The organism is Bartonella sp. LB28NMGDW (assembly GCF_042194435.1).
In the GTDB taxonomy this organism is placed as follows: domain Bacteria; phylum Pseudomonadota; class Alphaproteobacteria; order Rhizobiales; family Rhizobiaceae; genus Bartonella; species Bartonella grahamii.
Genome location: NZ_JBHIMX010000002.1, coordinates 41208 through 65455 on the forward strand (window position 1 = coordinate 41208; position 24248 = coordinate 65455).

Here is a 24248-nt window from a genome sequence, read left to right on the forward strand (position 1 = left end):
TGAGAGCTCCTAAAGGTATAATGGATCGAGCTTATCTACCATACCGATAAGCATTATCATGGCATGAAATTATAGTATAGCAAATTTTATAAAATGGATTATCACGAAAAACTGTCCTGTTAAAATCAGCCCTTCATATATCAATCTACTTCATAATTTTTCTCATATTTTTAAGCTTAAATGTTTTATTCATCGTATTATTTTGTCCATTCAAAACTTCTTTTCAAGCCACATGATACCCCCTTTACTGAACAGCTCTTTGTTCATAATATGCATACATGTACTTTTACTTCGAGAAACAAACTCAGAAAAGAGATGCAATACTTTAGCCCTAATTTCCTGTACAAAAATTGCTATGGACCCAGTATACTTTACTGTTTTATAACGCGTACAGCTGCATAAAAATCCAGTGTTTATTTATATTTATCCCCTTATAAACAAGATAAGCACTAAAAAATACAAACTTTTGTTTTCCTTATTTTGCTATTCTCGTAACAATTTTTTCATTGTTTAGATCTCTTTAACGAGCGATATGTCATAATTTTAGTCTTATATTTCAGATTTTAAATTTCCAATATATGACGAAATAAAGGAGTTCAGTGTGCAAAATTCTCGTTGGTTTCGCGTTTCAATGCTCGCATCATGTATCTTAATAGCAACAGTCATTGTATTGGGTTCACCTCATTTGTTGCACGCACAAACATTTAATCAAAATTTAGGGCCCAGTGGTTTACCACTTCCGCGATTTGCTTCGATTAAACCCACCAGCGTTAATGTGCGCGTCGGACCAGGAAGCAACTATTCTATCATTTTTACCTACAAAAAGAAGGGCTTGCCTATTGAAATCATTCAAGAATATGATCAATGGCGCAAAATTCGTGATGCAGAAGGCGATGAGGGGTGGGTGTATCAATCGCTTTTATCGGGAAAGCGAACTGCTATAACTATTCCATGGCAAAAAGATAAAACAAAAAGGCTGATGCTCCGAAAAAACCCCACCGAAAACGCAGAGCTTGTGGCAGAAGTAGAACCTAATGTCATTGGCAATATCCGCCAATGTGATGGACAATGGTGCGAACTAAACATTAATAATACGCGCGGATGGCTTCAGCAACCCCAGTTATGGGGAATCTATCCTGATGAAAAAGTAAAAGGTTGGTGAATGCTCAAACTCATCAAATTTAATTTTTATTCCTCATTGAATATCCTCACTGCCTATCACAAGATTGATTTTTGGGTTTTAATCGTACGATCAAATCAACATGTGAAATTTCCATACCTTCTGGTGGCTTAGGCAAATTTCTAATAATGGGAGCTTCTTCCAAATTGTAAGGAATATCAAGAATACGATTTTCGCCTTCTATATAAAAATGGTAGTGATCAGAGGTATTGGTATCAAACCAAGTTTTTGAGCCTTCTACGGCAATAATCCGTAACAATCCCGCTTCCGTAAATTGATGAAGCGTATTATAAACCGTTGCTAAAGATACAGGCACACCTGCCCTCCCCGCTTCCTCATAGAGCTCTTCAGCAGTAATATGACGATTTCCTTGAGAAAAAATCATATGCGCAAGTTCCAACCGCTGACGTGTTGGACGCAAACCATTCTGACGCAAACGTTTTTCTAACATAGAAATGGAATAATATTGCACAATTTTTCCACACTCTTTTGTGAACTGTTGCTCTTCATTCATATCTAAATCGTCTGCACTCACTGACATATTACAAACCCAAATATATTCCTGCTAAATAAGATCAAAATACAAAAAAATGGGAATAGTATGGTGTAATCTTGTATTCCATTTTTAAATAATTACCTGTGTAGAATACATAAAAAAGGCCTTTTGTCATTAAAAATGATATAAAATCATTTCCCTCTCTTTAAAATTTGCTCTAAAAGTAGGTTGGGAAAAGCGCAGAAATAAAAATATATGCAAATAAATGGAGTAACAATGGCTGAACAAAAGTCTCGCTACACTTATGAAGAGCTTCTAAGCTGCGCTCGCGGCGAAATGTTTGGTAAAGGTAATGCGCAATTGCCAGCACCGCCAATGTTAATGATTCATCGAATCACTCAAATTAGTGAAACTGATGGTAAATACGATAAAGGAATGGTTCGCGCCGAATTTGACATTACACCAGACCTGTGGTTCTTTAATTGTCACTTTATAGGCGATCCCGTCATGCCAGGATGTCTCGGACTGGATGGTATGTGGCAATTGACAGGATTTTTTCTTGGTTGGCTAGGCGAACCAGGAAAAGGAAGAGCGATATCAACAGGTGAAGTAAAGTTATCAGGGATGGTAACTCCACAAACCAAAATTCTTGAATATGAAATAGATTTTAAGCGTATTCGGCGTGGAAATTTAGTCTTAGGAATAGCTGATGGGTGGCTAAAAGCAGATGGAGAGACTATTTATAAGGCGAGTGATTTACGCGTTGCTTTATTCAAAGAAGATTGAACGTTATTTCCGTCAGAAAGAACTTTTCACTATTCTGTATGGAACGAGGAGGTATGAATGCGTCGAGTTGTTGTAACTGGAATGGGAATTGTCTCCGCGATTGGAAATGGACCTGAAGCTGTTTTAACCAGTTTACGTGAAGCAAAATCCGGAATTTCTTACGCACCTCAATATGCCGAATTAGGCTTTCGTAGCAGAGTTTACGGCAAACCTGATATTAATATAGAAGAACTCGTAGATCGACGTGCTCTACGTTTTCATGGGCGTGGAACAGCATGGAATCACATCGCCATGGATCAGGCAATTGCTGATGCGGGTCTAGAACCGCATGAAGTATCGAATGAACACACGGGTATTATTATGGGTTCTGGAGGTGCTTCAACTCAGTCAATCGTTGAGGCTGCTGATATTACACGCCAAAAAGGTCCAAAACGCATCGGTCCTTTTGTTGTGCCTAAAGTGATGAGTTCCACGGCATCCGCAACACTTGCAACTTTTTTTAAAATTAAGGGCGTAAACTATTCAATCTCTTCCGCATGTGCTACATCCAATCATTGTATCGGCAATGCTTATGAAACAATCCAATATGGAAAACAAGATCGCATTTTTGCTGGTGGTTGCGAAGATCTGGATTGGACATTATCTGTTTTATTCGATGCTATGGGTGCTATGTCCAGCAAATATAATGATGTACCAGAAAAAGCTTCGCGTGCTTATGACGCTAATCGTGATGGATTTGTTATTGCTGGTGGCGCTGGCGTTTTGGTTCTTGAAGAACTAGAAGTCGCTAAAGCGCGTGGTGCAAAAATCTATGGAGAAATTGTTGGTTATGGCGCTACATCCGATGGATACGATATGGTCTCTCCGTCGGGTGAGGGAGCAGAACGGTGCATGCGCATGGCACTTGCGACCGTCAAAAATAAGATTGATTATATCAATCCCCATGCAACAGCAACACCTGTTGGTGATCCTCCTGAAATAGAAGCGATCCGCCGTATCTTCGGAGCAGGTGATCAATGCCCGCCAATTTCTGCCACAAAATCTCTGACTGGTCATTCCTTGGGTGCAGCTGGTGTTCAAGAAGCAATCTACACACTGTTAATGATGCAGCATAATTTTATTTGTGAAAGTGCCCATATTGAAGAACTTGATCCAGCTTTTGCTGATATGCCAATCGTTCGTAAACGACGTGATCATCAACAACTGAATACCGTATTGTCAAATACTTTTGGCTTTGGCGGTACCAATGCAACGCTTGTTTTCCAACGCTATGAATAAACACACGTTCTTAGTAATTGAAAAAAGTACGGTCTTACGGAGAATAATATGAAAGGTTTGATGGAGGGCAAACGTGGCCTTATTATGGGGATTGCGAATGACCATTCAATTGCTTGGGGCATTGCCTGTCAGCTCGCACAAGCAGGAGCTGAATTAGCATTGACTTATCAAGGGAATGCTTTTGGAAAACGTGTTCAGCCTCTAGCTGATAAACTTGGCTGCAAATTAGTGCTAGAGTGTGATGTTGAAAAAATTGAAAATATTGACTACGTCTTTGAGCAACTTGAAAAAGAATGGAAAACTATTGATTTTATTGTCCATGCCATTGGTTTTTCAGATAAAACTCAGCTAAAAGGACGTTATGTTGATGTTACAACACGTGAAAACTTCCAACGCACGATGGTTATTTCAGCTTATTCCTTTACTGAAATTGCCCAGCGCGCGGGTAGGCTTATGCCCAATGGAGGAACACTTTTAACTCTTACCTACGGTGCTTCACAGCAAGTTGTGCCTAATTATAACATCATGGGTGTTGCTAAAGCAGCTCTAGAAGCTATGGTACGTTATTTAGCAGCGGACTTTGGTCCTCAAAATATCCGTGTCAATGCGATTTCCGCTGGTCCTGTTAGAACTTTAGCAGGTAATGGTATTGCAGCTGCACGTGCAATATTTTCACATCAACGCCGTAATGCCCCATTACGTCGTACCGTAAATATTCATGAAATTGGAAAATCTGCTCTTTATCTACTCTCTGACTTATCATCAGGTGTTACAGGTGAAATCCATTATGTTGATTCAGGCTATAACATCATGTCTATGCCAATACTTGAAGAGCTGAAAAAAAGTGATGATACTCAGGAAGGATAAAAATCATCGCACTTAGAAAAATATGACGTAAGGCACGTGTGCAGGTCTTTATAAGAATAAGTCTAATACAAAACCAGATACCTTGTTTTGCAAAGTGTTTCATAAAAATCCGGAATATTTCTTCAATCCATGGTTGATAAATTTTGTATTTTATGACGTTATTTACCTTACTAAAGCATACGCTTTTGCTGTTGCTTATAAATCAATCCCCAGCCCTCGCAGTGTGAAACAGAGATTAGGGGATTATTAAAATCCTTAGCTTCAGCTTTTGTATACCAGATTGAAAAAAATATTGCCTACCGTTTTATTTATTCTTGAAACGCAAAGGCAATCTAATTTAGGAAGAATATGAAGGCGTAAAGAAATCAATCATTAATCTGACTATTATTCTTTAATGAGGCTTTACAATTTTAAAAGCACCCACACAATATTTTTTTAAATAAGGGAGGTTACGCTTTACCTCACACCTTTATTTTCTCGTTCTTTAATGAAAGCATTTCTCTGATATATCAGGTAAAATAGAACGCCCAAAAACACTACGGCTGTTGCTCCTTCATGCATTTTTTTAAAAGATATCTCTCAATACACGCAATTCCATTTCACAATGGTATCTGTAGAACGTATAAAAATCCCCGTGAAGTACATAAATCCTTTTTGCTCCACCATTTTAATGTTTATAAAAATGACAAACCGACACCATCATTTTACTTGCCATGTTCTAATGTTGAAACACCCCTTGATGCTTGAGATGATTCATTAGAAGTATTTTTAATAATTTTTATCCACATACTAACCCGCTTGTGACAAGCAAACACATATTTTTAATTAATTCAATACAAAAATAAAATGAATTATTCATATAAATCAATTTTTTATCTTTATAATCACATTATTTTTTCAGTTTAAATGACAGCCACAAATAAGTACAATAACATTTTTTCAATTTTAGATTTTCAAATTTATAATTCCAAAAGTCATTTCTTGCATATAAAAAACAGAATTGACATGTGAGAAAATAAAAGGCGTAAACATCTCTACGGAACAGGCTCAAGTGCCAAGAGCTGTCTCAAGGTAGGATGTGTGATGATGCTCGGCTTCCTCCTTCATAAACATAAAGATGGGGACGTGCACAATGGCTTTATCGTTACACTATTTACGGTCACCGTCGCGAATTGGGCTTGGGAGTTTTAAGAGAGGTCTCTTTAAAACAAGCGCGTAAATATACAACAGCAATAGTGTTTTATTTTGGGCGTTCTATTTTACCTGACACATCAAGGTGTGAGGTAATCTCCATTATTTAAAAGATATGCTTTAGATAGCGTAAAACTGAATTTAAAAATGATGGTAGAAATGGAAACTGGTTTTCATCTTTAAAATTTCATCTTCTTCCCAAATTAGATTGTCTTCTTGTTTTAAAGAATTACACAAACAGAGACACACGATATCCCTGCCCCTATCGAGATATAAACGCTGTTACACGCAGCAAATAATATTGAAAATTGGATAATAGCAATGATATTTTTAGCTTATACGTTAATAAATAAGATGCTTCCACCTAATGAGTCTTGTATTATTCTGTTTGCAAATATCATTGTGAGATGAATTTAAGAGAAAATCAAAATATCTTCTTCATTACATTGCATAAATTCATTATATTACATAAACATGTGTAAGTGGAAACGATAATTTATTTTCAAAGAGATAGTTTTTAGACAAAAGCCAAAACTTTTATATTTCATCCATGTTTCATAAAGAATCGAATGATATGAATCTATAATTTCCTAGAATATGACTGTCTTATACAACCATCAATACAATCTATTTTATATGCCTATCATAGCATGTTTCTATTTTTTACAATTGGAATTATTTAAAAAAACAGGATATCATTGTATTTCATCCTTAAGAGTACGGCTTAGTAATGCGTTCGCCGCTTCAGTTATGTTTTTACCACAATAGAGAATTTGATAAATTTGTTCTACAATGGGCATTTCTATCCCAATACGTTGCGCCAACGTATGTACTTCCTTGGTATTTAAGTACCCTTCCACAACCTGACCAATTTGTTTTTCCGCTTCTTTGATATCTACTCCTTTACCAAGAAGTATTCCAAAACGGCGATTACGCGACTGATTATCAGTACATGTCAAAACCAGATCACCTAAGCCTGTCATTCCCATAAATGTGGAAAGCTCAGCACCCATAGCCCCTCCTAAACGACTGATTTCAGCTAGTCCTCGTGTGATGAGAGCTATTCGTGCATTTGCCCCAAATCCCATGCCATCTGATATTCCTGCACCAATAGCAATAACATTTTTAACTGCTCCCCCTAATTGAACGCCAATCATATCTGAACTTTTATAAACTCTAAAACTTTTGTCACAATGAAAAAGTTGCTGCAATTCTTTACCAAACTCAACATCAGAAGCTGCTATCGTCATTGCAGTAGGCCAACCAACAGCTAGTTCTTGAGCAAAAGTTGGTCCAGAAAAAACAGCTAAAGGAATTTTTTCACCTAAAATCTCACGAGCAACCTCTTGTAAGAAACGTCCGGTACCATGTTCTAAACCTTTTGTTGCCCAAATAACACGTGAATGCTGATCTAAATAAGGCTGAATGTTATACAAAACTTGATGAAATACATGGCTTGGAACAGCGATTAATATATTGTGACTTGCTACTATTGCAGTTTCAAGCGAAGCTTCAAGTAATAAATTTTCAGGAAATTGAATATCGGGTAAATATACTTTATTACAACGTTGTTCTTGTAATTCTTTGATATGTTGGGGTTTATATCCCCAAAGTAAAACATTATGACCATTACGGGCAAGAGCAATCGCTAATGCAGTACCAAAAGAACCAGCACCAATAACTGTCATTGCAACGGTTTTCATTAAGTTTTCTGATTATTCTCTAAATTTTTGATTTCAATGGCATATTATTATTACAAATAACTTTAATGCTATCTTTAATATAAATCCTGTAAATCATAAAAACGTTACCGCCTCGTAGCTTTTATCTCACACAACATAAAAACTTGTTTCTCACATTCTCTTTCTTTGTAGTAAATTGTATAAATATCACTTTTTGTATATCCTACAAACAGCTATTTATCTCAAAAATTAAGGCTTGACTAAATACTCCATGGAATTTCTCTTTTAAAATAAAAGTACATTCAAAATCATGATACTCATTCCACTGATATCTTGTACCTACCCCTCTCTTTAATATCCTACGAATTTCTTGTAAGAGCTGATACATGCCGCATCAGCTCCCACAGATATTTCTAACAACTACTCCACAGGAGACTGCGTACTTAGCCCCCCCTGCTCCATAGGCATTTCTGAGCCCTGTATCTTTTCTGGCTGTTTTCTTACGGATATATCTTTGTTTGATAACTGCTCAGATACTGAAGAACCATCTCTACTTGATATTTCCGGTTCAATAACACGTCCTGAACCACCCATCATATTATAATTCAAATGAGAGATAGCCCACCAAGTTCCCCCAATAATAACAAAAACGCAAATAGCAGCAAACCACAATGCGCTTAAATTCCACTTGGCATCTGGACCAGAGTTCAAGTGCAAAAAGAAAACAATTTGTACTATAATCTGAATGATAGCCATCCCAATAAGATACACAACTTTTGTACTAACTGCCCAACTTTCCATCATTCCATACATCACAGGAACAAAAGAACCTAGGGTGAAAAATACAGCCAGAATAAAGCCGACCAAATAGGAACCAGTACTGGGACCATGTGTTTCATTTTGCATGCTCATCACAACGCTCCTAATAGATAAACCATGGTGAAAACACCAACCCATACAATATCAAGTAAATGCCAAAAAATGGAAAGGCATGCTAAACGTGTTTTATTGTTCTGATCCAAGCCATTACGACGAAGATGAAAAAACATCACAACCATCCAAAGAAGACCAACACTTACGTGAAGTCCATGGGTGCCAACCAAAGCAAAAAATGCTGACCAATAAGCAGAGAGAATCTCCCGTCCAAAAAGCTGTAAACCCGTCGCAGGATCAATACCAGCATAAGCATTTGGATCGTAATAAAAGACCTCACCCAAAAGTTCATGAAATTCGTAAAGTTCCATACCAATGAAGCAACACCCAAATACAAAGGTAATAGCCATCCATAAACGCACACCACTGATGTTATTTTTATGTGCTTGTACCATTGTAAAACCATAAGTGACGGATGAAAACAACAAGAAAGCAGTCTCAACCAAAACAAATTTTAAATCAATAAACTCATTGCCCGCCTTACCACCACCATAAGAAGCAGAAAAAACAGCAAAACTTGAAAAAAGTGTCGAAAACAGGATCAAATCTGAGAGAATATAGACCCAAAAACCAAACGTCATTACCGAACTATTATCGTGGTGATGTTCATCCACAGCACTCACTTTATTCATTGTTACTGCACTCATACTGTCACTCCTTGTTCTTTAAGAACAGCTGTAAAGGCATCTTCAGTTTTTTGTACTTCTTCAGCCGGAATATAATAACCATGATGGTCACCTGTTAATGAATGACACACAAGCGTTGCAATAAAACCAATCAAGCCGACCGCAACAAGCCACCAAATATGCCAGACAAGCGCAAAACCAACAACTAATGAGAAAAATCCCGCAATAATTCCAGCCGATGTATTGGACGGCATATGAATTTTTGTAAATCCACTGGTAGGACGTTGATAACCACTTTTCTTCATATTCCAATAAGCATCATCAGACTGTATTTTCGGAACTATTGCAAAATTGTAAGAAGGAGGCGGTGAAGAGATAGACCATTCAAGGGTCCGTGCATCACCCCAAGAATCATTTAATGTTACAGGTAAATGTCCCTTATGTTTGATACCGTACCAAATCGCCAAAACAACTTGCAGCACAAAACAAAGGATACCAAGCAAAATAATAAAAGCACCCAATGCAGCAATCATAAACATCGGTTGCCAACTAGGTTCCATGTAATGCTGGAGACGACGCGTCCCACCCATTAAACCAAGTGCATAGACTGGGAAAAAGGCAAGGTAAAAACCAATGAACCAACACCAGAAAGATGCAATACCCAATGCTCGATTTGGTTTATAACCAAAAACTTTTGGAAACCAAAATGCAATCCCCGCTAAGTACGCAAAAACGACACCACCAATAATTGTATGATGGAAATGCGCTACCAAAAACAACGAATTATGAAACTGCCAATCAGCTGGCACAATAGATAACAAAACACCAGTTAATCCACCACCAACAAATGTAAAAATCATTCCCATGCACCAAAGCATTGGAGGCTCAAAGCGAATCCGCCCCTTATACATAGTTAGCAGCCAATTAAAGACTTTTACACCTGTTGGAACAGCAATAATCATTGTCGCAATACCAAAGAAAGTATTCACAGCTTCACCGCCACCCATTGTGAAGAAATGATGTCCCCAAACAAGAAGCGAAAGAATCAAAATAACCAACATGGCCCATATCATCGAAGTATAACCAAAGAGGCGTTTTGAAGAAAAAGTTGATACAACCTCAGAAACAATTCCAAAAGCAGGAACAACCAAAACATAAACCTCAGGATGACCAAAAACCCAAACATAGTTAATCCATACCATCGGATTTCCGCCACCAACATTAGAAAAGAAATTCATGCCCAAATAACGATCGCATGCCAAGAGTGCAAATGCTACAGTTAAGACAGGGTAAATAACTAAAATAAGGACATTGCTAACAAAAGCGCTCCAACAAAAAACAGGCATTCTCATCATCGTCATCCCAGGAGCACGCATCTTAATCAAAGTCGCAACAAAATTGACCGCCCCCATTGTTGTCGCTATACCAGAAAGTTGAAGTGACCATAAATAATAGTCTACCCCTGTATCTGGACTCGTTTGCAATTCTGTAAAAGGTGGATACATCAACCAGCCACCACGACCAAAATTCCCAACACCTAGGGATATGTTAATCAATATTGCCCCTGCAGCCGTAATCCAAAAACCTAGATTATTTGCAAAGGGAAAAGCAACATCACGCGCACCAATTTGAAGCGGTATAAGATAATTAAAAAGACCAAATAAAATAGGCGTAGCCATGAAAAAAATCATGATAGTGCCATGCGCCGAAAAAATTTGATCAAAATGGTCAGGTGGCAAATAACCTGCACTTTCACTCCCAAGAGCTAAAGCTTGATGTGTTCGCATCATGAGTGCGTCCGCAAAACCGCGAACAAGCATAATAATTCCAAGAACTATGTACATAATGCCTATGCGTTTATGGTCAACAGTTGTAATCCAATTTCGCCATAGAATCCCCCACCACCCAAGTGCTGTTAGAGCAACAACAGCAATTAAACCAACCACAACAATCGCAATACACGTGTATAAAACGATCGGCTCATGTGCAAGTGCATGAAAAGCACCTGCCGTAGGATCTGTAAGTCTTCCAAACATTTCTCAACCCATTTCAAATGAAATTCAAGTTTAAAAGAAACCCTATGTTAAAAGGGCTCTTTCTTTACTGATTCTTTAAATAACATCAGGATCAAATACTGAACATAGTGCACCCCATAGCGTCTGAGCAGCAGCACGTTTCATTAAATCCTCATTACATACCGTATTTTCATCGACACATCGATTAACAACACGATAGTAAAGGCGCTTCTCCACAGGTGCAAAATAACGAACTTCAGCATCTTTTTTCTTCGCAGCAATATCACCCATACGAGGCGCAATAGAAAGTTGACGATAAGATGCACGATCAAGTACTCGACCATTAGCCCGAGCTTTTACAATCCAATCCTCAAAGTCCTGCAAAGACACAGAATGCCACTTAAACCGCATACTCGAAAAACCATCACCACTGTAATTTGCTGAGGTTCCTTTGAATACTCCTTGCTCTTCAGCGACCAAATGCAACTTAGCATTCATCTGCGGCATAGCGTAAAGAACTGTACCCAGTTTGGGGACCCAAAAAGCATTGACAGAATTCTCTGACGTCAATTGCAATAAAACTTGACGCCCTTCAGGTGCATAAATCTCATTAATCGATGCAACACCATATTCAGGATAAATAAAAAGCCATTTCCAATCAAGAGAAACGGCATCTATCTGTAATGGCTTTCCTTCACCTACAACTTCCACTGGGAGAGGATTTGTAGGTTCCAGCTTATAAGTATAATAAGCTGTTAATGAACCTAAAACCATTACAATTACAATTGGAATACCCCACATCAACGCTTCAATTTTATTTGAATGCGCCCAATCAGGAGAATAGTCCGCTTTCATATTCGATGCACGATATTTTATAGCTAAAAATACCACACTCACCATAACTGGGATGACAACACAAAGCATCACCACCACACAAACAACTATCAAAATGAGCTGTTGACGTGCAACATAACCTGATGGCTGTATAACATCAATTTTACAACCAGATAAAAGCAGTGCTCCCCCTAAAATCACAAGCATTTCTAATTGTCGAACAAAGCTTTTCATCTCTATTTACCCCCGTCATATGCACCAAAAATTGTCATAAATATATACCTCGTATTGTACAGATTTGAAAATAATTATCAAGTGAATTCAATGCCTATATTACTCTTATCAAACGCTTATTCTTTACCTATCACAATTTAATTGTTTTGCTTAATTGTTTTGCAATATATTCAAGTGCAAACCAATATCCATCACCTCCACACCCAGTTATGATAGCGTCTACACCTGCAGATGTATAAGAGTAGTGACGAAAAGCTTCACGCTGGTAAATATGAGATAAATGAACTTCTACTTTTGGCCCTGAAAACATTTTTAGGGCATCAAGAAGTGCAACAGATGTGTGACTGTAAGCGGCTGGGTTAATAATCAATCCAGAACTTGCCTCTATTGCTTCTTGTATCCATGCTACCAACTGCCCTTCACAATTACTTTGATAAAAATTTATTATGATATCATTTTTTTTTGCCCATTCTCTGCATCTTTTTTCAATATCTTCCAGAGTCTCAGTTCCATAAATTTCTGGCTCACGTTGACCTAGAAAATTTAAATTAGGACCATTTAAAATCGTTATCATCTCAGACATAGCATGCCTTTTCTTTTAGACCTATCACTTATTAAAAATAATATTTAGCATGTTTTTACGACAATAAAGCCCCATCCTTAATCTCAAAGAATTCTGCGCGTCCTTTTAAGTCATCAAATAAAAGACGATCTGTTCCTGTCATAAATGTTTGTACAGCTAAATCATCAAGAATATCAAATAAAGCAGCACGTCGGTGCGAATCAAGATGAGCAGCCATTTCATCAAGAAGAAGAATGGGGGCTTTTTCCGACATCATACCTGTTAGACGAGCATGACACAAAACTAAACCTGTCAGCAGCGCTTTTTGTTCACCTGTTGAACACGATGTTGCTTCTATATTTTTATCAGCATAAAAAACCTGCAAATCTGCGCGATGTGGTCCTTCTAACGTCCGACCAGCAGCACGGTCCATTGCGCGATTATGCCGTAATCGATCACAAAATTGCTCTTCAACTTCAATTGCTGATATTTCACTAAGAGCTGTTTCCAAAAAACCATCAATTTGCAAAAAAGCTCGTGGAAAAGGTATCTGTGATGGCATTTGTGTAAACATATCATTTAAAAGACGAATAACATCAACACGCGCCGCAGAAATAGCTGTCGCCAGTTCTGCCATCTGCTTTTCTAAAGCATCAAACCAAGCACAATCTTCATTTCCATCTAAAAATAAACGATTACGTGCGCGCATAGCTCTATCATAATCGGCTATGCGGCGCCTATGCAAGGGATCAATCGCCAAAACCATACGATCCAAAAAACTACGGCGCTCAAGCGAAGGACCTGTAAAAAGACCATCCATAGACGGTGTTAGGACACTAATATGACAATAATCTGTTAGGCAATCACCCGACTCATTCACACCATTAATATGGACTTTTCGACTGTTATCGCTAACCTCCAAAGCTGTACCAATCTTTACTTCGCCATAAAGAGCGCATTCAAGACGCGCAAATACAACAAATCCTCCACCGCCACCATCTACAAAGCTAACGTCAGAATAAGCAGCACGCCGCAAACCACGACCAGGAGAAAGAAAAGATAACGCCTCTAAAAGATTCGTCTTACCAGCACCGTTATGGCCGGTAAAAACCACATGCTGACCAGAAAAATGAATATTGAAAAAAGGATAATTGCGATAACGTAAAAGCTTCAGCTGCCTCACTGCCACTTTGTGCACATGACTGGCCATACATTGCAAAACAATTGCCCCTAAACGCGAATAGGCATCAGTACATAGAGCACATCCGCATCATCATTATCACGAATCAGAGCTGGTGCTCCAGCCTCAGCCAACATAAAAACCATCTCGTCACTTGAAAGCTGCCCAGCAATATCCAAAAGATAACGTGAATTAAATCCTATCTCAAGCGGTTCAGATGCATAAGTTACTGATAATTGATCTTCTGCACTGCCCGAATCTGGGCTATTAACAACAAGCCTTAACTGTCCATGCTCAATCGTTAATTTAACTGCACGCCCCCGATCACTTGAAATCGTTGAAACACGATCAACTGCAGAAGAAAAGTCCTGCCTATTAACAATTAATTCTTTATCATTTCCAAGAGGAATAACACGTTGATAATCCGGAAATGTTCCATCAATTAATTTTGATGTAAAAATCACAGAACCTACAGAAAAACGAATCTTTGTCTCTGAAAGCTCTATACATACATCGCTATCATTTTCTTCTGAAAGAAGTTTTTGCAATTCTCCTACAGCTTTACGGGGAACAATAACACCGGGCATTCCCTCAACTCCTGAAGGAGCTTCCATCTCAACTTGTGCCAAACGATGACCATCAGTTGCAACCAAACGCAATTTCAAAACACCATCATTAATAACATGTAAATAAATACCATTAAGATAATAACGGGTTTCTTCAGTAGAAATAGCAAATTGCGTACAATCAAGTAAATGTTTTAAGCTTGATGCCGATAGAGAAAAACGATAACCAAACTGCCCAGGAAGCGACTCTGGAAAATCTGCCTTCGGAAGACATTGAAGCTGAAAATGTGCACAACCCGAAACAACAGACATTGTGCCTGCTTGATTCTCATCGACGGATAAGACAACTTCATTGCTATCAGGAAGTTTTCGAATGATATCATAGAGCAAATATGCTGGAACAGTTGTTGCTCCAGCTTGTTTAACATTAACTGCAAAAGATTCCGTAACCTCTAAATCAAGGTCTGTTGCTTTTAACTGCACACGACCATTTTCTGCATCAATCAGCACATTCGATAAAATAGGAACAGTATTACGGCGCTCTACCACACGGTGAACCCGACCAAGAGACTTGAGAAATTGACTGCGATCAACTGTAATACGCATAAAAGCCCCGTATGATTTACTAAAAACTATAAGAATTCCTTAGCATTAAAATAGATCCTCTTCAAAGAATCGCCTGCTAGACTTTATTAAACCTCTCTTAAAATGGCAAGTCACTCCTGCATAAGAAGAAAATAAATCTTTTCATTAAATTCTTTAAAGTTTCTCCAAAGAAAGAAACGATAAACACTATACAGCCTGTTCTCCAATCAAACGCTTAAGCAATTCAAGTTCCTTAGCCAAGGTCTGATCACCACAAACCAAATCTTCAATTTTACGCACAGCGTGTAAAACTGTTGTATGATCACGTCCACCAAAACGACGCCCAATTTCTGGCAACGAGCGAGGAGTTAATACTTTTGCTAAATACATTGCAACTTGCCGTGGCTTCACAACCGTACGTGTTCGACGATTAGATAACAAGTCCTGTTTAGAAACATTATAATGACGTGCTACCGTACGCTGAATTTCTTCAATCCGAATACGCTTAGGTTCACCAGGACGTGTCAAGTGACCTAATAACTCATCAATCCGCTCTAAAGATAAATCAGACTCAAAAGATTGGCGAAACAAGAGCTGATTAAATGCACCTTCAATATCACGCCCCGACCCTAAAACCGTTTTCGCAATATATTCCAAGATATCATCAGAAATTGATACCATGCCATCATCTTGTTGTGCCACCTTCAACCGCTGGCGCAACATTTGCAAACGCATTTCATAATCTGGTGCTTCAATTTCAAGAGCTACCCCTCCCTGAAGACGAGAACGAACGCGAAGATCAAGCGATTCTAATTCTGCTGGCGGACGATCTGCAGCGACAACAACTTGTTTTGCACTATCAAGCAACATATTAAGCAAATGGCAAAACTCATGTTGTATCGACTTACCCTGCAAAAACTGCATATCATCAATAATCAAAAGGTCGATATCACGAAGCTGCTCTTTAAAAGAAAGAGCATCATTATCACGAATAGCTGTTGCAAAACGCCACATAAAATATTCAGCAGTTAAATAAATGACACGCGCAGACGTTAAACGCTTCAATGCAGAAGCAGCAATTGCTTGAAGCAAATGTGTTTTTCCTAAACCAACAGATGCGTGAATAAAAAGAGGATTAAAACGCAAAGCACTTTTATGCCCCTCCGCAATTGAACGCGCAGCTGCTAAAGCAACACGATTAGAAGCCCCCTCAACAAAACTTTCAAAAGTATAGCGAGAATCAAGTGGAGATCCAAAAACTCCCGTTTGAGAACTCTTAACTGAATGCTCTGCACAACTTTCAACAAAAGATGAAGTCGCTTGCTCCTCTAGCACAGCAGAAGGAACACTTCTTTTACAAACGACGTCTCTTGAAACGCGTTCCATACCACGAACAATAACTTCAACACGAAGAATTGCTGAATTCTCTTGTTTCCATAAATGAGTCAAAAGAGAACCATAGTGATTATTAATCCATGAACGTAAAAAAGCTGTAGGAACAGAAAGCTTTACAAGAGTATGGCTATATTCAGCAAGCTTCACACGTCCAAACCAACTGGTATAAGCCTCAACACCAACCTGCACCTTTAATTGCGCCATAACACGTATAAAAGCCGCCGCACTTTCCTCCTCTGAAACAATAGAATGCCCTATAGAAGCATTTCTACAAACGTCCTCATCACTCTCTGTCATCCTATTCTTTATTATGTTCTCTGCCGACAGGATATTCACCGAAACCCTTTTAAAGGAACTAGCTTTAGAGTTCAATTTATCCACCATCTTTCATCCTGATAAAAATAAAATTCTGTCCTGCCAAACAGCTAAAATAAATCTAGCGAAGGCAAAACGCCCTACCCCAAATAAGATTACTCACCCTCCCCTAGGATAGCCTCATCACAACCCCACTAACAAAGATGACCAATAAGATTTACTTGCACTCATGATATGACCCACCCTTCTAAAATGGTAAACATATCTATTCAGAAAACTAAAAAATCGTCAGAAAACCTCCCCAGCACAAAAGCTTCAAAAAGCCTAAGTCAAAACATCTTGTACTCAACAAAATACAGAACAATGTGCTGGTGTGACCCCTTCATGCTTTTTAGTCTTCATAAGAACCATACAAAACAGCAGAGGTAAAATGCAAGAGGTCAAAATAAAATCAAAAAACCCGAAAAAAATGCTTGTATCAATGAGGAATGAAAAAAATATTGATTCAATTCATTTTTTTTCTCTAAATTTACCAACAATTAAAGAATCTCTTCAGATTTAAAAAAAAAAATAAAATGCTTGACAAAAAAGACTCTGTAAAAATCCACAAAGCTTGTGGATAACCATACCCCTCCTATAAACTTTCTCTCCTTTTTCAAGAGGAGAATCATTATCGATTCTTATTTTCGATAGAAACTTTTTGAAATAATAAACAAAAAGCCAGCATCCTCATGGATACTGGCTTGATTCTCAATAAAGGAGAAAAAGCTTAAACGCTGAGAGCCTTCAAACGTTTAGCTAAACGCGATACTTTCCTCGCAGCAGCATTTTTATGAAAAACTCCTTTAGAAACCGCACGCATAATTTCAGGCTCAAAATTCTTAAATGCAATCTCTGCAGATGCCTTATCACCACCCGCTAAAGCATCATCAAACTTACGTATAAAGGTACGAACGCGCGAACGGCGGGCCCTATTAACCTGTGTGCGCGCCGCAACCTTGCGCACCGCTTTTCGAGCAGAAGGTGTATTCGCCATAAATATAATCTCTCTTTCAACACCTTGGTAAAATGAGTCTAAAGAACAACTCTACCAATATAAATAAATTCAACCCAAGCAAAACTATAAAGCTGCCTATAACTGTGTGGCTTATAGCGCAATCCCAAAGCTAACGTCAATTAGATTTTCAAAGATAGTCATAAAAAAACGAAGCCAAACTCTTTGATCCGCAGCTTTATAGCTTAATAATAGACATTCCTTAACAAATAAAAGAATTTAAACGGCCAACTTACGCAAGACATATTGCAAAATCCCCCCATGATGCAAATAATCTAGCTCATCTTCAGTATCAATACGGCATAATAACGGAGCGGTTTTTATCGTACCATCAGAAAAAGTAATTTTCGCTACTGTCTTTTGACGAGGTTTCAAGTTATGAATTCCTTCAATTGTCACCTTTTCATCTCCCTTTAAGCCTAAAGATGTCCAACTTACACCCTCCTCAAAGACAAAGGGAACAATGCCCATACCAACAAGATTAGAGCGATGAATCCTTTCAAAAGACTGTACAATCACTGCTTTTATACCAAGAAGATTGGTGCCTTTGGCTGCCCAATCGCGCGATGATCCATTGCCATATTCAATACCAGCAAAAACAACGAGTGGAGTACCTTCTTGTTTATACGCCATTGCCGCATCGTAAATGGCTTGTTCTACCGCTGACGGATAATGAACCGTATAACCTCCTTCTCGACCATTTTCTCCCAACATGAAATTACGAATGCGAATATTGGCAAAGGTCCCACGCACCATAACTTCGTGATTCCCACGACGCGTTCCATACTGATTAAAATCAGCCACTTTAACACCATGATCCATTAAATATTTTCCGGCAGGAGAAGCTGCTTTAATAGAACCAGCAGGAGAAATATGATCCGTCGTGATTTTATCACCAAATAAACCTAAAATCCGTGCATCTTTAATATCTGGTAAGATATCAGGTGTTTTCTGCATATCATCGAAATAAGGTGGATTGCGTACATAGGTGGATTGCTCATCCCAAGAATAGGTAGAACCCGTAGGAATCTGAACTTTTTGCCAATTTTCATCTCCCTTAAAAACATCTGCATACTTTTCAGCAAAAACCTTACGCGTGACATTTTTTTCGATGAATTCCTGTATTTCTTGAGAAGTTGGCCAAATATCTCTCAAATAAATGGGTTGGCCATTTGAATCTTCACCAAGAGGTTCCTTGGTTAAATCTTTACACACCGTCCCGATGAGCGCATGTGCAACAACTAACGGTGGTGAAGCTAAATAATTCGCTTGCACATCAGGGGAAACACGCCCTTCAAAATTACGATTTCCTGAAAGAACTGCAGATGCAACTATACCATTGTCATTAATCGTTTTGGAAATAGCTGGATGCAAAGGACCAGAATTCCCAATGCATGTTGTGCACCCAAATCCTACTAAGTTAAATCCTAATGCATCTAAATCTTTTTGCAGACCCGAATTTTGAAGGTAAGCTTCAACGACTTGTGAACCAGGTGCAAGAGAAGTTTTTACCCATGGCTTGCTCTTGAGACCTTTTGCCACAGCATTTCGTGCCAAAAGACCCGCTGCAATAAGAACACTTGGATTCGATGTATTCGTACACGACGTAATCGCAGCGATCACCACATCACCGTGACCAAGCGTATATTCTTCACCCTCGACCTGATAACGCTTATCTTGTTCAGAAGTCTTCTTATAGTCTTCGACCAATGCCTTCTCAAAACCCTGCCCAACGTTTTCCAATGCAATACGTCCTTCAGGACGTTTAGGACCAGCCATAGAAGGAACAACAGTTCCCATATCCAATTCAATTGTATCACTAAAAATGGGATGAGCCACCATTTCGTCATGCCACATCCCTTGTGCTTTGGTGTAAGCTTCTACTAAGGCAATCCGATTTTCATCACGCCCTGTCATATTGAGATAACGCACTGTCTCCTTATCAATTGGGAAAAAACCACACGTCGCTCCATATTCAGGTGCCATATTTCCAATCGTTGCCCGATCAGCAAGCGTCATCTGCTCCAAACCAGGACCAAAAAACTCAACAAATTTACCGACAACACCCTTCCGGCGTAGCATTTGAGTCACCGTCAATACGAGATCGGTGGCTGTTACACCTTCTTTAAGTTTACCTGTTAGACGAAAACCAATCACTTCAGGTAACAACATAGAAACAGGTTGACCTAACATTGCTGCTTCTGCTTCAATACCACCAACACCCCAACCTAAAACCCCTAAACCATTCACCATAGTCGTATGCGAATCAGTTCCCACACAGGTGTCAGGATAAATCGTCTCACAGCCCTCTTCATTCTTCATCCATACACATTGTGCTAAATATTCTAGGTTAACCTGATGACAAATCCCTGTTCCTGGAGGAACAACGCGAAAATTTTGAAAGGCTTGCTGCCCCCATTTAAGGAAACGATAGCGTTCACCATTGCGTTCATATTCATGCTCAACGTTTTCCTTAAAAGCCATGGAATTGCCAAAAGCATCAACAATAACTGAGTGATCAATGATGAGATCAACGGGAATGAGAGGATTGATTTTTTCAGCGTTACCGCCAAGTTTAACCATAGCATCACGCATTGCAGAAAGATCAACAACTGCTGGAACACCTGTAAAATCCTGCATAAGAACACGTGCAGGACGGTAAGCAATTTCTGCCCCGGCGCTCCCTTTGTCGTTTAACCACTTAGCAACATTGAGGACATCCTCTTTTTTAACTGTGCGACCATCTTCAAATCGCAATAAATTTTCGAGAATAACTTTCATCGAAAACGGTAAACGAGAAACACCTTCAAGCCCATTCTTCTCCGCTTCGATCAAGCTATAATAAGTATATTCTTTGCCACCAACATTTAATACTCTGCGACAATTAAAGCTATCAATTTGAGTCATGACTGTCCACCCTCATACTATAACCACCCAATTTCCAGGAATGAACAACACAAACTACGATTCAAGGTCGCAGCTTGAGCGCAGACGCTATCACCTCCGCTATCCATTTCCCCCTCCACCTCTCATAGGCAAATGCGGAAATCAGCGCCAGAAACCATTTTACACCAGATATTGATGTAAGGTATCCCTTATAGAACTATTTCTAGAACTATTCTAGGTACAATTGCACAAAAAATGTGTTTTTTATTCTATAATGCAATAAAGAATATGAAAATAAAAACAAAATAGGTAATCACATGGTGTTATCAGGCAAAGATTTAGCCGCTTACAGAAACGAGGAAATTCTGTTTAAAGGTCTTTCTTTTTGTTTATTTTCACAGCAACTGATGACAATCACCGGTCCTAATGGTATCGGAAAGTCTACATTACTCCGAATCATTGTCGGTCTTCTTGAAGCTGCTGAAGGTCATATAATACTTAAAGACCATGATCAAATATACCCTGTTGCAACTGCGTGTCATTATCTTGGTCCTCAAAATGCTATGAAACCTCTCTTATCTGTCATTGACAATTTGCAATTTTGGGCAGATTTTTACGGTCAACATTTACGCTTTGTGCATGAGGTTCTTGCCGATATTGGTCTTTCTAACCTTGAACATTTACCCTTTAAAGCTCTATCAACTGGACAACAAAGACGCGTAGCTATTGCTCGCCTTTTGCTCTCCTATCGTCCTCTTTGGATTTTAGATGAACCAACATCTGGGCTTGATAACCATGCTCAAAAACTCCTTGCTCGTATTTTCCAGCGTCATCTCAATCAAGGTGGTATGATTATCGCTGCAACTCATAATTCCCTAGGTATTCCAGAAAACCATAAAATCGCTCTGGAAAATTTTTTACCTCTCTAGGAGAGAATAAAATGAAAGCACTGTTCTGGCGTGACCTTAAACTATTATTAGCGCCACAAGCCTCTTCACTAACAGGACTATTGTTTTTTATCGCTGTTGTTGTCATAACCCCCTTTGCCATTGGACCAGATCCCAAAATTCTTGCACAAATAGGGCCTGGTATATTGTGGTTTGGAGCCCTTCTTGCAGGACTCCTCAATCTGAACAAACTTTTCCAAATCGATCGCGATGATGGTAATCTCGACCAATTTATCCTTTCAGGAAAAAGACAAAGTTTTACACTAATTGTCTTTACCAAATGTCTTGCCCATTGGGTAGGAACAATGCTTCCTCTTATTTTTGCTACACCTATTTTAGCCCTCATGCTCCATTTAGATGTAGCAATAACTTTTACAACAATACTTACCCTTTTATGCGGAACACCAGCCATTATTTTTATTGGCGCCATAGGTGCTGCACTCGCAACCTCATTGTTGCACAGTACTCTGCTTATTTTTATCATTATCTTGCCGTGGATCATTCCAATTATGATTTTTGGTGTTTCGACTGCTACAGCCCCAATAAATCCAAATATTTCTTTTCTCACGTCCTTGGCTCTTCTCAGCGCTTTTTCACTTCTTTTGAGTCTCTTTGGCTCTTTTGTTGCTGCGATAACGCTTAAACTTTTATCAGAATAATAAAAGATGATTGCCGCATTGAAAAACTCTGCCTATTATGAATTTCATGAATGAACTATCTCGTCCATATAAAATCAGGTCACTCCCTGAAAGTTTTATCCTTTTTATGAAAATAAGCAGTGTCGTCTTACCTTGGTTGGCCGGTATAACATTGTGTTTCCTTATTTTAGGGCTTATTCTGGTGATGCATTCCCCTGATGACTATCAACAAGGCATTACTGTTAAGATTATGTACCTTCATGTACCCTTTGCGTGGTTGTCTACATTCTGCTATGTAACGATGAGTGCAGCAGCATTAGGAAATCTGATTTGGAAATATCATCTTGCTGATGTGGCCCTTAAATGTGGGGCGCCTATTGGGGCAATTTTTACCGCCTTGGCTCTCATGACAGGAGCACTTTGGGGGCGACCTACATGGGGAACATGGTGGGTCTGGGATGCACGTTTAACATCAGTTTTAATTCTGCTTTTTATCTATCTTTCCATTATCCTGCTCGGACGTACTTTTGAAAACCAAGTAAAAGGTGCTCGCGCTACTGCAATTCTTACACTTGTTGGATTTGTTAATATCCCTGTTATTAAATTTTCCGTTAATTGGTGGAATACATTGCATCAGCCAGCATCATTGTTACGTGCTGGAGGATCAACAATCGACAATGCTATGTTATGGCCTCTTATAACAATGCTATTTTGTTTCATCTTTATGTTTATTGCGCTCTATTTGATGGCTATGCGAAATGAAATCAATAGTCATTATATCCGAATACTTCAGATTAAAAAATCCCGCCGTGCACAACAACAGGACTCTTCATCATGCTCGACCTAAATGGCATCCAGGGCGGACTTTTAGGAAATCTATCTCAGAAAATTGATTTTTTCCTTAGCACCCTTAAACACGAGCAAATTGTTGTTTTAAGCTATGTGCTTTCTGCAATATCCCTCTTATGTCTTATTGGATATATTCTTTGTAAAGCCCTATACCAAAAAAAAATTCTCCAACAGCTAAACAAAAAAGAGCTGCCACAAAAAGAAAAGTATAATGAAAAACATCCCTCCAAAACTTAAAAAAAATATATCTTTGCCTGTTCTGCTTGTTTTTTTTGGACCATTTGTGCTTTTTCTTCTTCTCATGGTGTTTTTTTTCAACTTTATGGATAAAAAATACCTTCAAGATTCTTCTCTTCTCCCAAACGCATTAGCTGAAAAATCTGCTCCCAATATTCATCTTCCTCTTCTTGATAAAGAAAGTTATCTCAATTCAAAACAGTTTAAAGGACGTGTCACATTGGTTAACTTTTGGGGCTCTTGGTGTTTGCCATGCCGCGAAGAGCATCCTATTCTTATGAAAATTGCACAAGATAAACGTTTTGATCTGATTGGTATTAATTATAAAGATAACAAAACAAACGCCCTGCGCTTTTTAAACAATTTTGGTAATCCTTTTAAATTTATTGGCTTTGATGTTTCAGGATATACAGCCATTGATTGGGGAATATATGGACCCCCAGAAACCTTTCTCTTGAATAAAGAGAGCATCATTATTGTCAAACATGTTGGTCCCTTAACATGGAAAATTTATCAAAAAAAAATTCTACCAAAAATTGAACAAGCGCTCATGACAGAAGAAAAATAAAATATCAACATATTGATTTATAAATAATAATTTACCATTTTTATCTATTAAATGAAAATGCCCTATACTATGAGATTTTTAAAATTTCTATATGTTGAATCAAAAAAACATTTAAGATAAAGACTAAAAATACCTTTTATGAATTGTCTAAACGTGAAAATAATTGGCAATATTTTAAGTTGAAAAATATAATAATGCAGGTTTGTAAAAACATAACGTTTTATCATGCTATGTATGCTATTTTATTTATATGGATCCTCATTCTTCTTAGGAAAATTTGACAAGAGCATTACCATTGTTGATTCAAAAACATGTGCAAAGAAATATCTGTAGAGCAAACCTCC

21 protein-coding genes are annotated in these 24248 nt (G+C 38.4%); 9 read left to right on the forward strand and 12 right to left on the reverse strand.

Going from position 1 to position 24248, the window contains the following annotated elements:
- Positions 1–601: 601 nt before the first annotated feature.
- Positions 602–1162 carry an SH3 domain-containing protein gene (locus ACFIKG_RS01595; RefSeq protein ID WP_375625417.1) on the forward strand — a complete coding sequence of 187 codons (561 nt, stop codon included), beginning with the start codon at positions 602–604 and terminating at the stop codon, positions 1160–1162.
- A 46-nt stretch (positions 1163–1208) separates the two neighbouring features.
- Here the strand turns inward: ACFIKG_RS01595 and irrA are convergent, their stop codons facing one another.
- Entirely contained in the window at positions 1209–1721 is a 513-nt protein-coding gene (gene irrA, locus ACFIKG_RS01600) for an iron response transcriptional regulator IrrA (RefSeq protein ID WP_273787458.1), read from the reverse strand.
- A 231-nt stretch (positions 1722–1952) separates the two neighbouring features.
- Between irrA and fabA the strand changes: the two genes are divergently transcribed.
- The 3 genes from fabA to fabI are packed head-to-tail and all read left to right on the forward strand — an operon-like array spanning position 1953 to position 4607.
- A complete protein-coding gene (gene fabA, locus ACFIKG_RS01605) occupies positions 1953–2462 on the forward strand; it encodes a 3-hydroxyacyl-[acyl-carrier-protein] dehydratase FabA (RefSeq protein WP_375625418.1) in 510 nt (169 codons plus the stop codon).
- A 57-nt stretch (positions 2463–2519) separates the two neighbouring features.
- Complete coding sequence (fabB, locus tag ACFIKG_RS01610; RefSeq protein WP_375619287.1) at positions 2520–3740, forward strand: beta-ketoacyl-ACP synthase I; 1221 nt, start codon at positions 2520–2522, stop codon at positions 3738–3740.
- 48 nt (positions 3741–3788) lie between these two features.
- Positions 3789–4607 carry an enoyl-ACP reductase FabI gene (gene fabI / locus ACFIKG_RS01615; RefSeq protein WP_273787460.1) on the forward strand — a complete coding sequence of 273 codons (819 nt, stop codon included), beginning with the start codon at positions 3789–3791 and terminating at the stop codon, positions 4605–4607.
- A gap of 1886 nt (positions 4608–6493) precedes the next feature.
- Here fabI and gpsA read toward each other — a convergent pair.
- The 11 genes from gpsA to acnA form a co-directional block, all read right to left on the reverse strand.
- Positions 6494–7501, reverse strand: a complete 1008-nt coding sequence (gpsA, locus tag ACFIKG_RS01620) for an NAD(P)H-dependent glycerol-3-phosphate dehydrogenase (RefSeq protein WP_375625419.1) — start codon at positions 7499–7501, stop codon at positions 6494–6496.
- A gap of 399 nt (positions 7502–7900) precedes the next feature.
- Positions 7901–8392 (reverse strand): cytochrome o ubiquinol oxidase subunit IV, encoded by a 492-nt coding sequence (gene cyoD / locus ACFIKG_RS01625; RefSeq protein WP_375626263.1) that lies wholly within the window; start codon positions 8390–8392, stop codon positions 7901–7903.
- Complete coding sequence (locus tag ACFIKG_RS01630; RefSeq protein ID WP_375619284.1) at positions 8392–9060, reverse strand: cytochrome (ubi)quinol oxidase subunit III; 669 nt, start codon at positions 9058–9060, stop codon at positions 8392–8394. Before ACFIKG_RS01630 ends, cyoD begins: the two co-directional genes overlap by 1 nt.
- Entirely contained in the window at positions 9057–11075 is a 2019-nt protein-coding gene (cyoB, locus tag ACFIKG_RS01635) for a cytochrome o ubiquinol oxidase subunit I (protein ID WP_273787464.1), read from the reverse strand. Before cyoB ends, ACFIKG_RS01630 begins: the two co-directional genes overlap by 4 nt.
- 75 nt (positions 11076–11150) lie before the next feature.
- Positions 11151–12122: a ubiquinol oxidase subunit II gene (cyoA, locus tag ACFIKG_RS01640; RefSeq protein WP_273787465.1), complete on the reverse strand. Its 972-nt coding sequence runs from the start codon at positions 12120–12122 to the stop codon at positions 11151–11153.
- Positions 12123–12252: 130 nt separating this feature from the next.
- Positions 12253–12705 (reverse strand): type II 3-dehydroquinate dehydratase, encoded by a 453-nt coding sequence (gene aroQ / locus ACFIKG_RS01645; protein WP_375625423.1) that lies wholly within the window; start codon positions 12703–12705, stop codon positions 12253–12255.
- 55 nt (positions 12706–12760) lie between these two features.
- Entirely contained in the window at positions 12761–13894 is a 1134-nt protein-coding gene (gene recF, locus ACFIKG_RS01650) for a DNA replication/repair protein RecF (protein WP_375625424.1), read from the reverse strand.
- 20 nt (positions 13895–13914) lie between these two features.
- Positions 13915–15036: a DNA polymerase III subunit beta gene (gene dnaN, locus ACFIKG_RS01655; RefSeq protein ID WP_375651634.1), complete on the reverse strand. Its 1122-nt coding sequence runs from the start codon at positions 15034–15036 to the stop codon at positions 13915–13917.
- 186 nt (positions 15037–15222) lie between these two features.
- Complete coding sequence (gene dnaA / locus ACFIKG_RS01660; protein WP_375648581.1) at positions 15223–16794, reverse strand: chromosomal replication initiator protein DnaA; 1572 nt, start codon at positions 16792–16794, stop codon at positions 15223–15225.
- 700 nt (positions 16795–17494) lie between these two features.
- Complete coding sequence (gene rpsT / locus ACFIKG_RS01665) at positions 17495–17761, reverse strand: 30S ribosomal protein S20 (protein WP_012754537.1); 267 nt, start codon at positions 17759–17761, stop codon at positions 17495–17497.
- Between the two features lie 237 nt (positions 17762–17998).
- Complete coding sequence (acnA, locus tag ACFIKG_RS01670; RefSeq protein WP_375626254.1) at positions 17999–20686, reverse strand: aconitate hydratase AcnA; 2688 nt, start codon at positions 20684–20686, stop codon at positions 17999–18001.
- Between the two features lie 296 nt (positions 20687–20982).
- Between acnA and ccmA the strand changes: the two genes are divergently transcribed.
- From ccmA to ACFIKG_RS01695, 5 genes are read left to right on the forward strand one after another with little or no spacing between them, the layout of a single operon-like run.
- A complete protein-coding gene (gene ccmA / locus ACFIKG_RS01675; RefSeq protein WP_375651635.1) occupies positions 20983–21594 on the forward strand; it encodes a heme ABC exporter ATP-binding protein CcmA in 612 nt (203 codons plus the stop codon).
- A gap of 11 nt (positions 21595–21605) precedes the next feature.
- Positions 21606–22271, forward strand: a complete 666-nt coding sequence (gene ccmB, locus ACFIKG_RS01680; RefSeq protein ID WP_375648578.1) for a heme exporter protein CcmB — start codon at positions 21606–21608, stop codon at positions 22269–22271.
- 46 nt (positions 22272–22317) lie between these two features.
- Entirely contained in the window at positions 22318–23097 is a 780-nt protein-coding gene (locus tag ACFIKG_RS01685; RefSeq protein ID WP_375651636.1) for a heme ABC transporter permease, read from the forward strand.
- The gene (locus ACFIKG_RS01690) at positions 23085–23336 is read left to right on the forward strand and encodes a hypothetical protein (protein WP_375625432.1); all 252 of its coding nucleotides are present in this window, start codon (positions 23085–23087) and stop codon (positions 23334–23336) included. Before ACFIKG_RS01685 ends, ACFIKG_RS01690 begins: the two co-directional genes overlap by 13 nt.
- A complete protein-coding gene (locus ACFIKG_RS01695) occupies positions 23311–23904 on the forward strand; it encodes a DsbE family thiol:disulfide interchange protein (RefSeq protein ID WP_375625433.1) in 594 nt (197 codons plus the stop codon). The genes ACFIKG_RS01690 and ACFIKG_RS01695 overlap by 26 nt, the downstream gene beginning before the upstream one ends.
- Positions 23905–24248 lie beyond the last annotated feature (344 nt).

What these genes read in the sequence shown, in the direction of transcription:
- irrA (WP_273787458.1), bottom strand. Translation starts at nt 1,721, where the DNA reads ATGTCAGTGAGTGCAGACGATTTAGATATGAATGAAGAGCAACAGTTC.
- fabA (WP_375625418.1), top strand. Translation starts at nt 1,953, where the DNA reads ATGGCTGAACAAAAGTCTCGCTACACTTATGAAGAGCTTCTAAGCTGC.
- fabB (WP_375619287.1), top strand. Translation starts at nt 2,520, where the DNA reads ATGCGTCGAGTTGTTGTAACTGGAATGGGAATTGTCTCCGCGATTGGA.
- fabI (WP_273787460.1), top strand. Translation starts at nt 3,789, where the DNA reads ATGAAAGGTTTGATGGAGGGCAAACGTGGCCTTATTATGGGGATTGCG.
- gpsA (WP_375625419.1), bottom strand. Translation starts at nt 7,501, where the DNA reads ATGAAAACCGTTGCAATGACAGTTATTGGTGCTGGTTCTTTTGGTACT.
- cyoD (WP_375626263.1), bottom strand. Translation starts at nt 8,392, where the DNA reads ATGAGCATGCAAAATGAAACACATGGTCCCAGTACTGGTTCCTATTTG.
- ACFIKG_RS01630 (WP_375619284.1), bottom strand. Translation starts at nt 9,060, where the DNA reads ATGAGTGCAGTAACAATGAATAAAGTGAGTGCTGTGGATGAACATCAC.
- cyoB (WP_273787464.1), bottom strand. Translation starts at nt 11,075, where the DNA reads ATGTTTGGAAGACTTACAGATCCTACGGCAGGTGCTTTTCATGCACTT.
- cyoA (WP_273787465.1), bottom strand. Translation starts at nt 12,122, where the DNA reads ATGAAAAGCTTTGTTCGACAATTAGAAATGCTTGTGATTTTAGGGGGA.
- aroQ (WP_375625423.1), bottom strand. Translation starts at nt 12,705, where the DNA reads ATGTCTGAGATGATAACGATTTTAAATGGTCCTAATTTAAATTTTCTA.
- recF (WP_375625424.1), bottom strand. Translation starts at nt 13,894, where the DNA reads ATGGCCAGTCATGTGCACAAAGTGGCAGTGAGGCAGCTGAAGCTTTTA.
- dnaN (WP_375651634.1), bottom strand. Translation starts at nt 15,036, where the DNA reads ATGCGTATTACAGTTGATCGCAGTCAATTTCTCAAGTCTCTTGGTCGG.
- dnaA (WP_375648581.1), bottom strand. Translation starts at nt 16,794, where the DNA reads ATGGTGGATAAATTGAACTCTAAAGCTAGTTCCTTTAAAAGGGTTTCG.
- rpsT (WP_012754537.1), bottom strand. Translation starts at nt 17,761, where the DNA reads ATGGCGAATACACCTTCTGCTCGAAAAGCGGTGCGCAAGGTTGCGGCG.
- acnA (WP_375626254.1), bottom strand. Translation starts at nt 20,686, where the DNA reads ATGACTCAAATTGATAGCTTTAATTGTCGCAGAGTATTAAATGTTGGT.
- ccmA (WP_375651635.1), top strand. Translation starts at nt 20,983, where the DNA reads ATGGTGTTATCAGGCAAAGATTTAGCCGCTTACAGAAACGAGGAAATT.
- ccmB (WP_375648578.1), top strand. Translation starts at nt 21,606, where the DNA reads ATGAAAGCACTGTTCTGGCGTGACCTTAAACTATTATTAGCGCCACAA.
- ACFIKG_RS01685 (WP_375651636.1), top strand. Translation starts at nt 22,318, where the DNA reads ATGAATGAACTATCTCGTCCATATAAAATCAGGTCACTCCCTGAAAGT.
- ACFIKG_RS01690 (WP_375625432.1), top strand. Translation starts at nt 23,085, where the DNA reads ATGCTCGACCTAAATGGCATCCAGGGCGGACTTTTAGGAAATCTATCT.
- ACFIKG_RS01695 (WP_375625433.1), top strand. Translation starts at nt 23,311, where the DNA reads ATGAAAAACATCCCTCCAAAACTTAAAAAAAATATATCTTTGCCTGTT.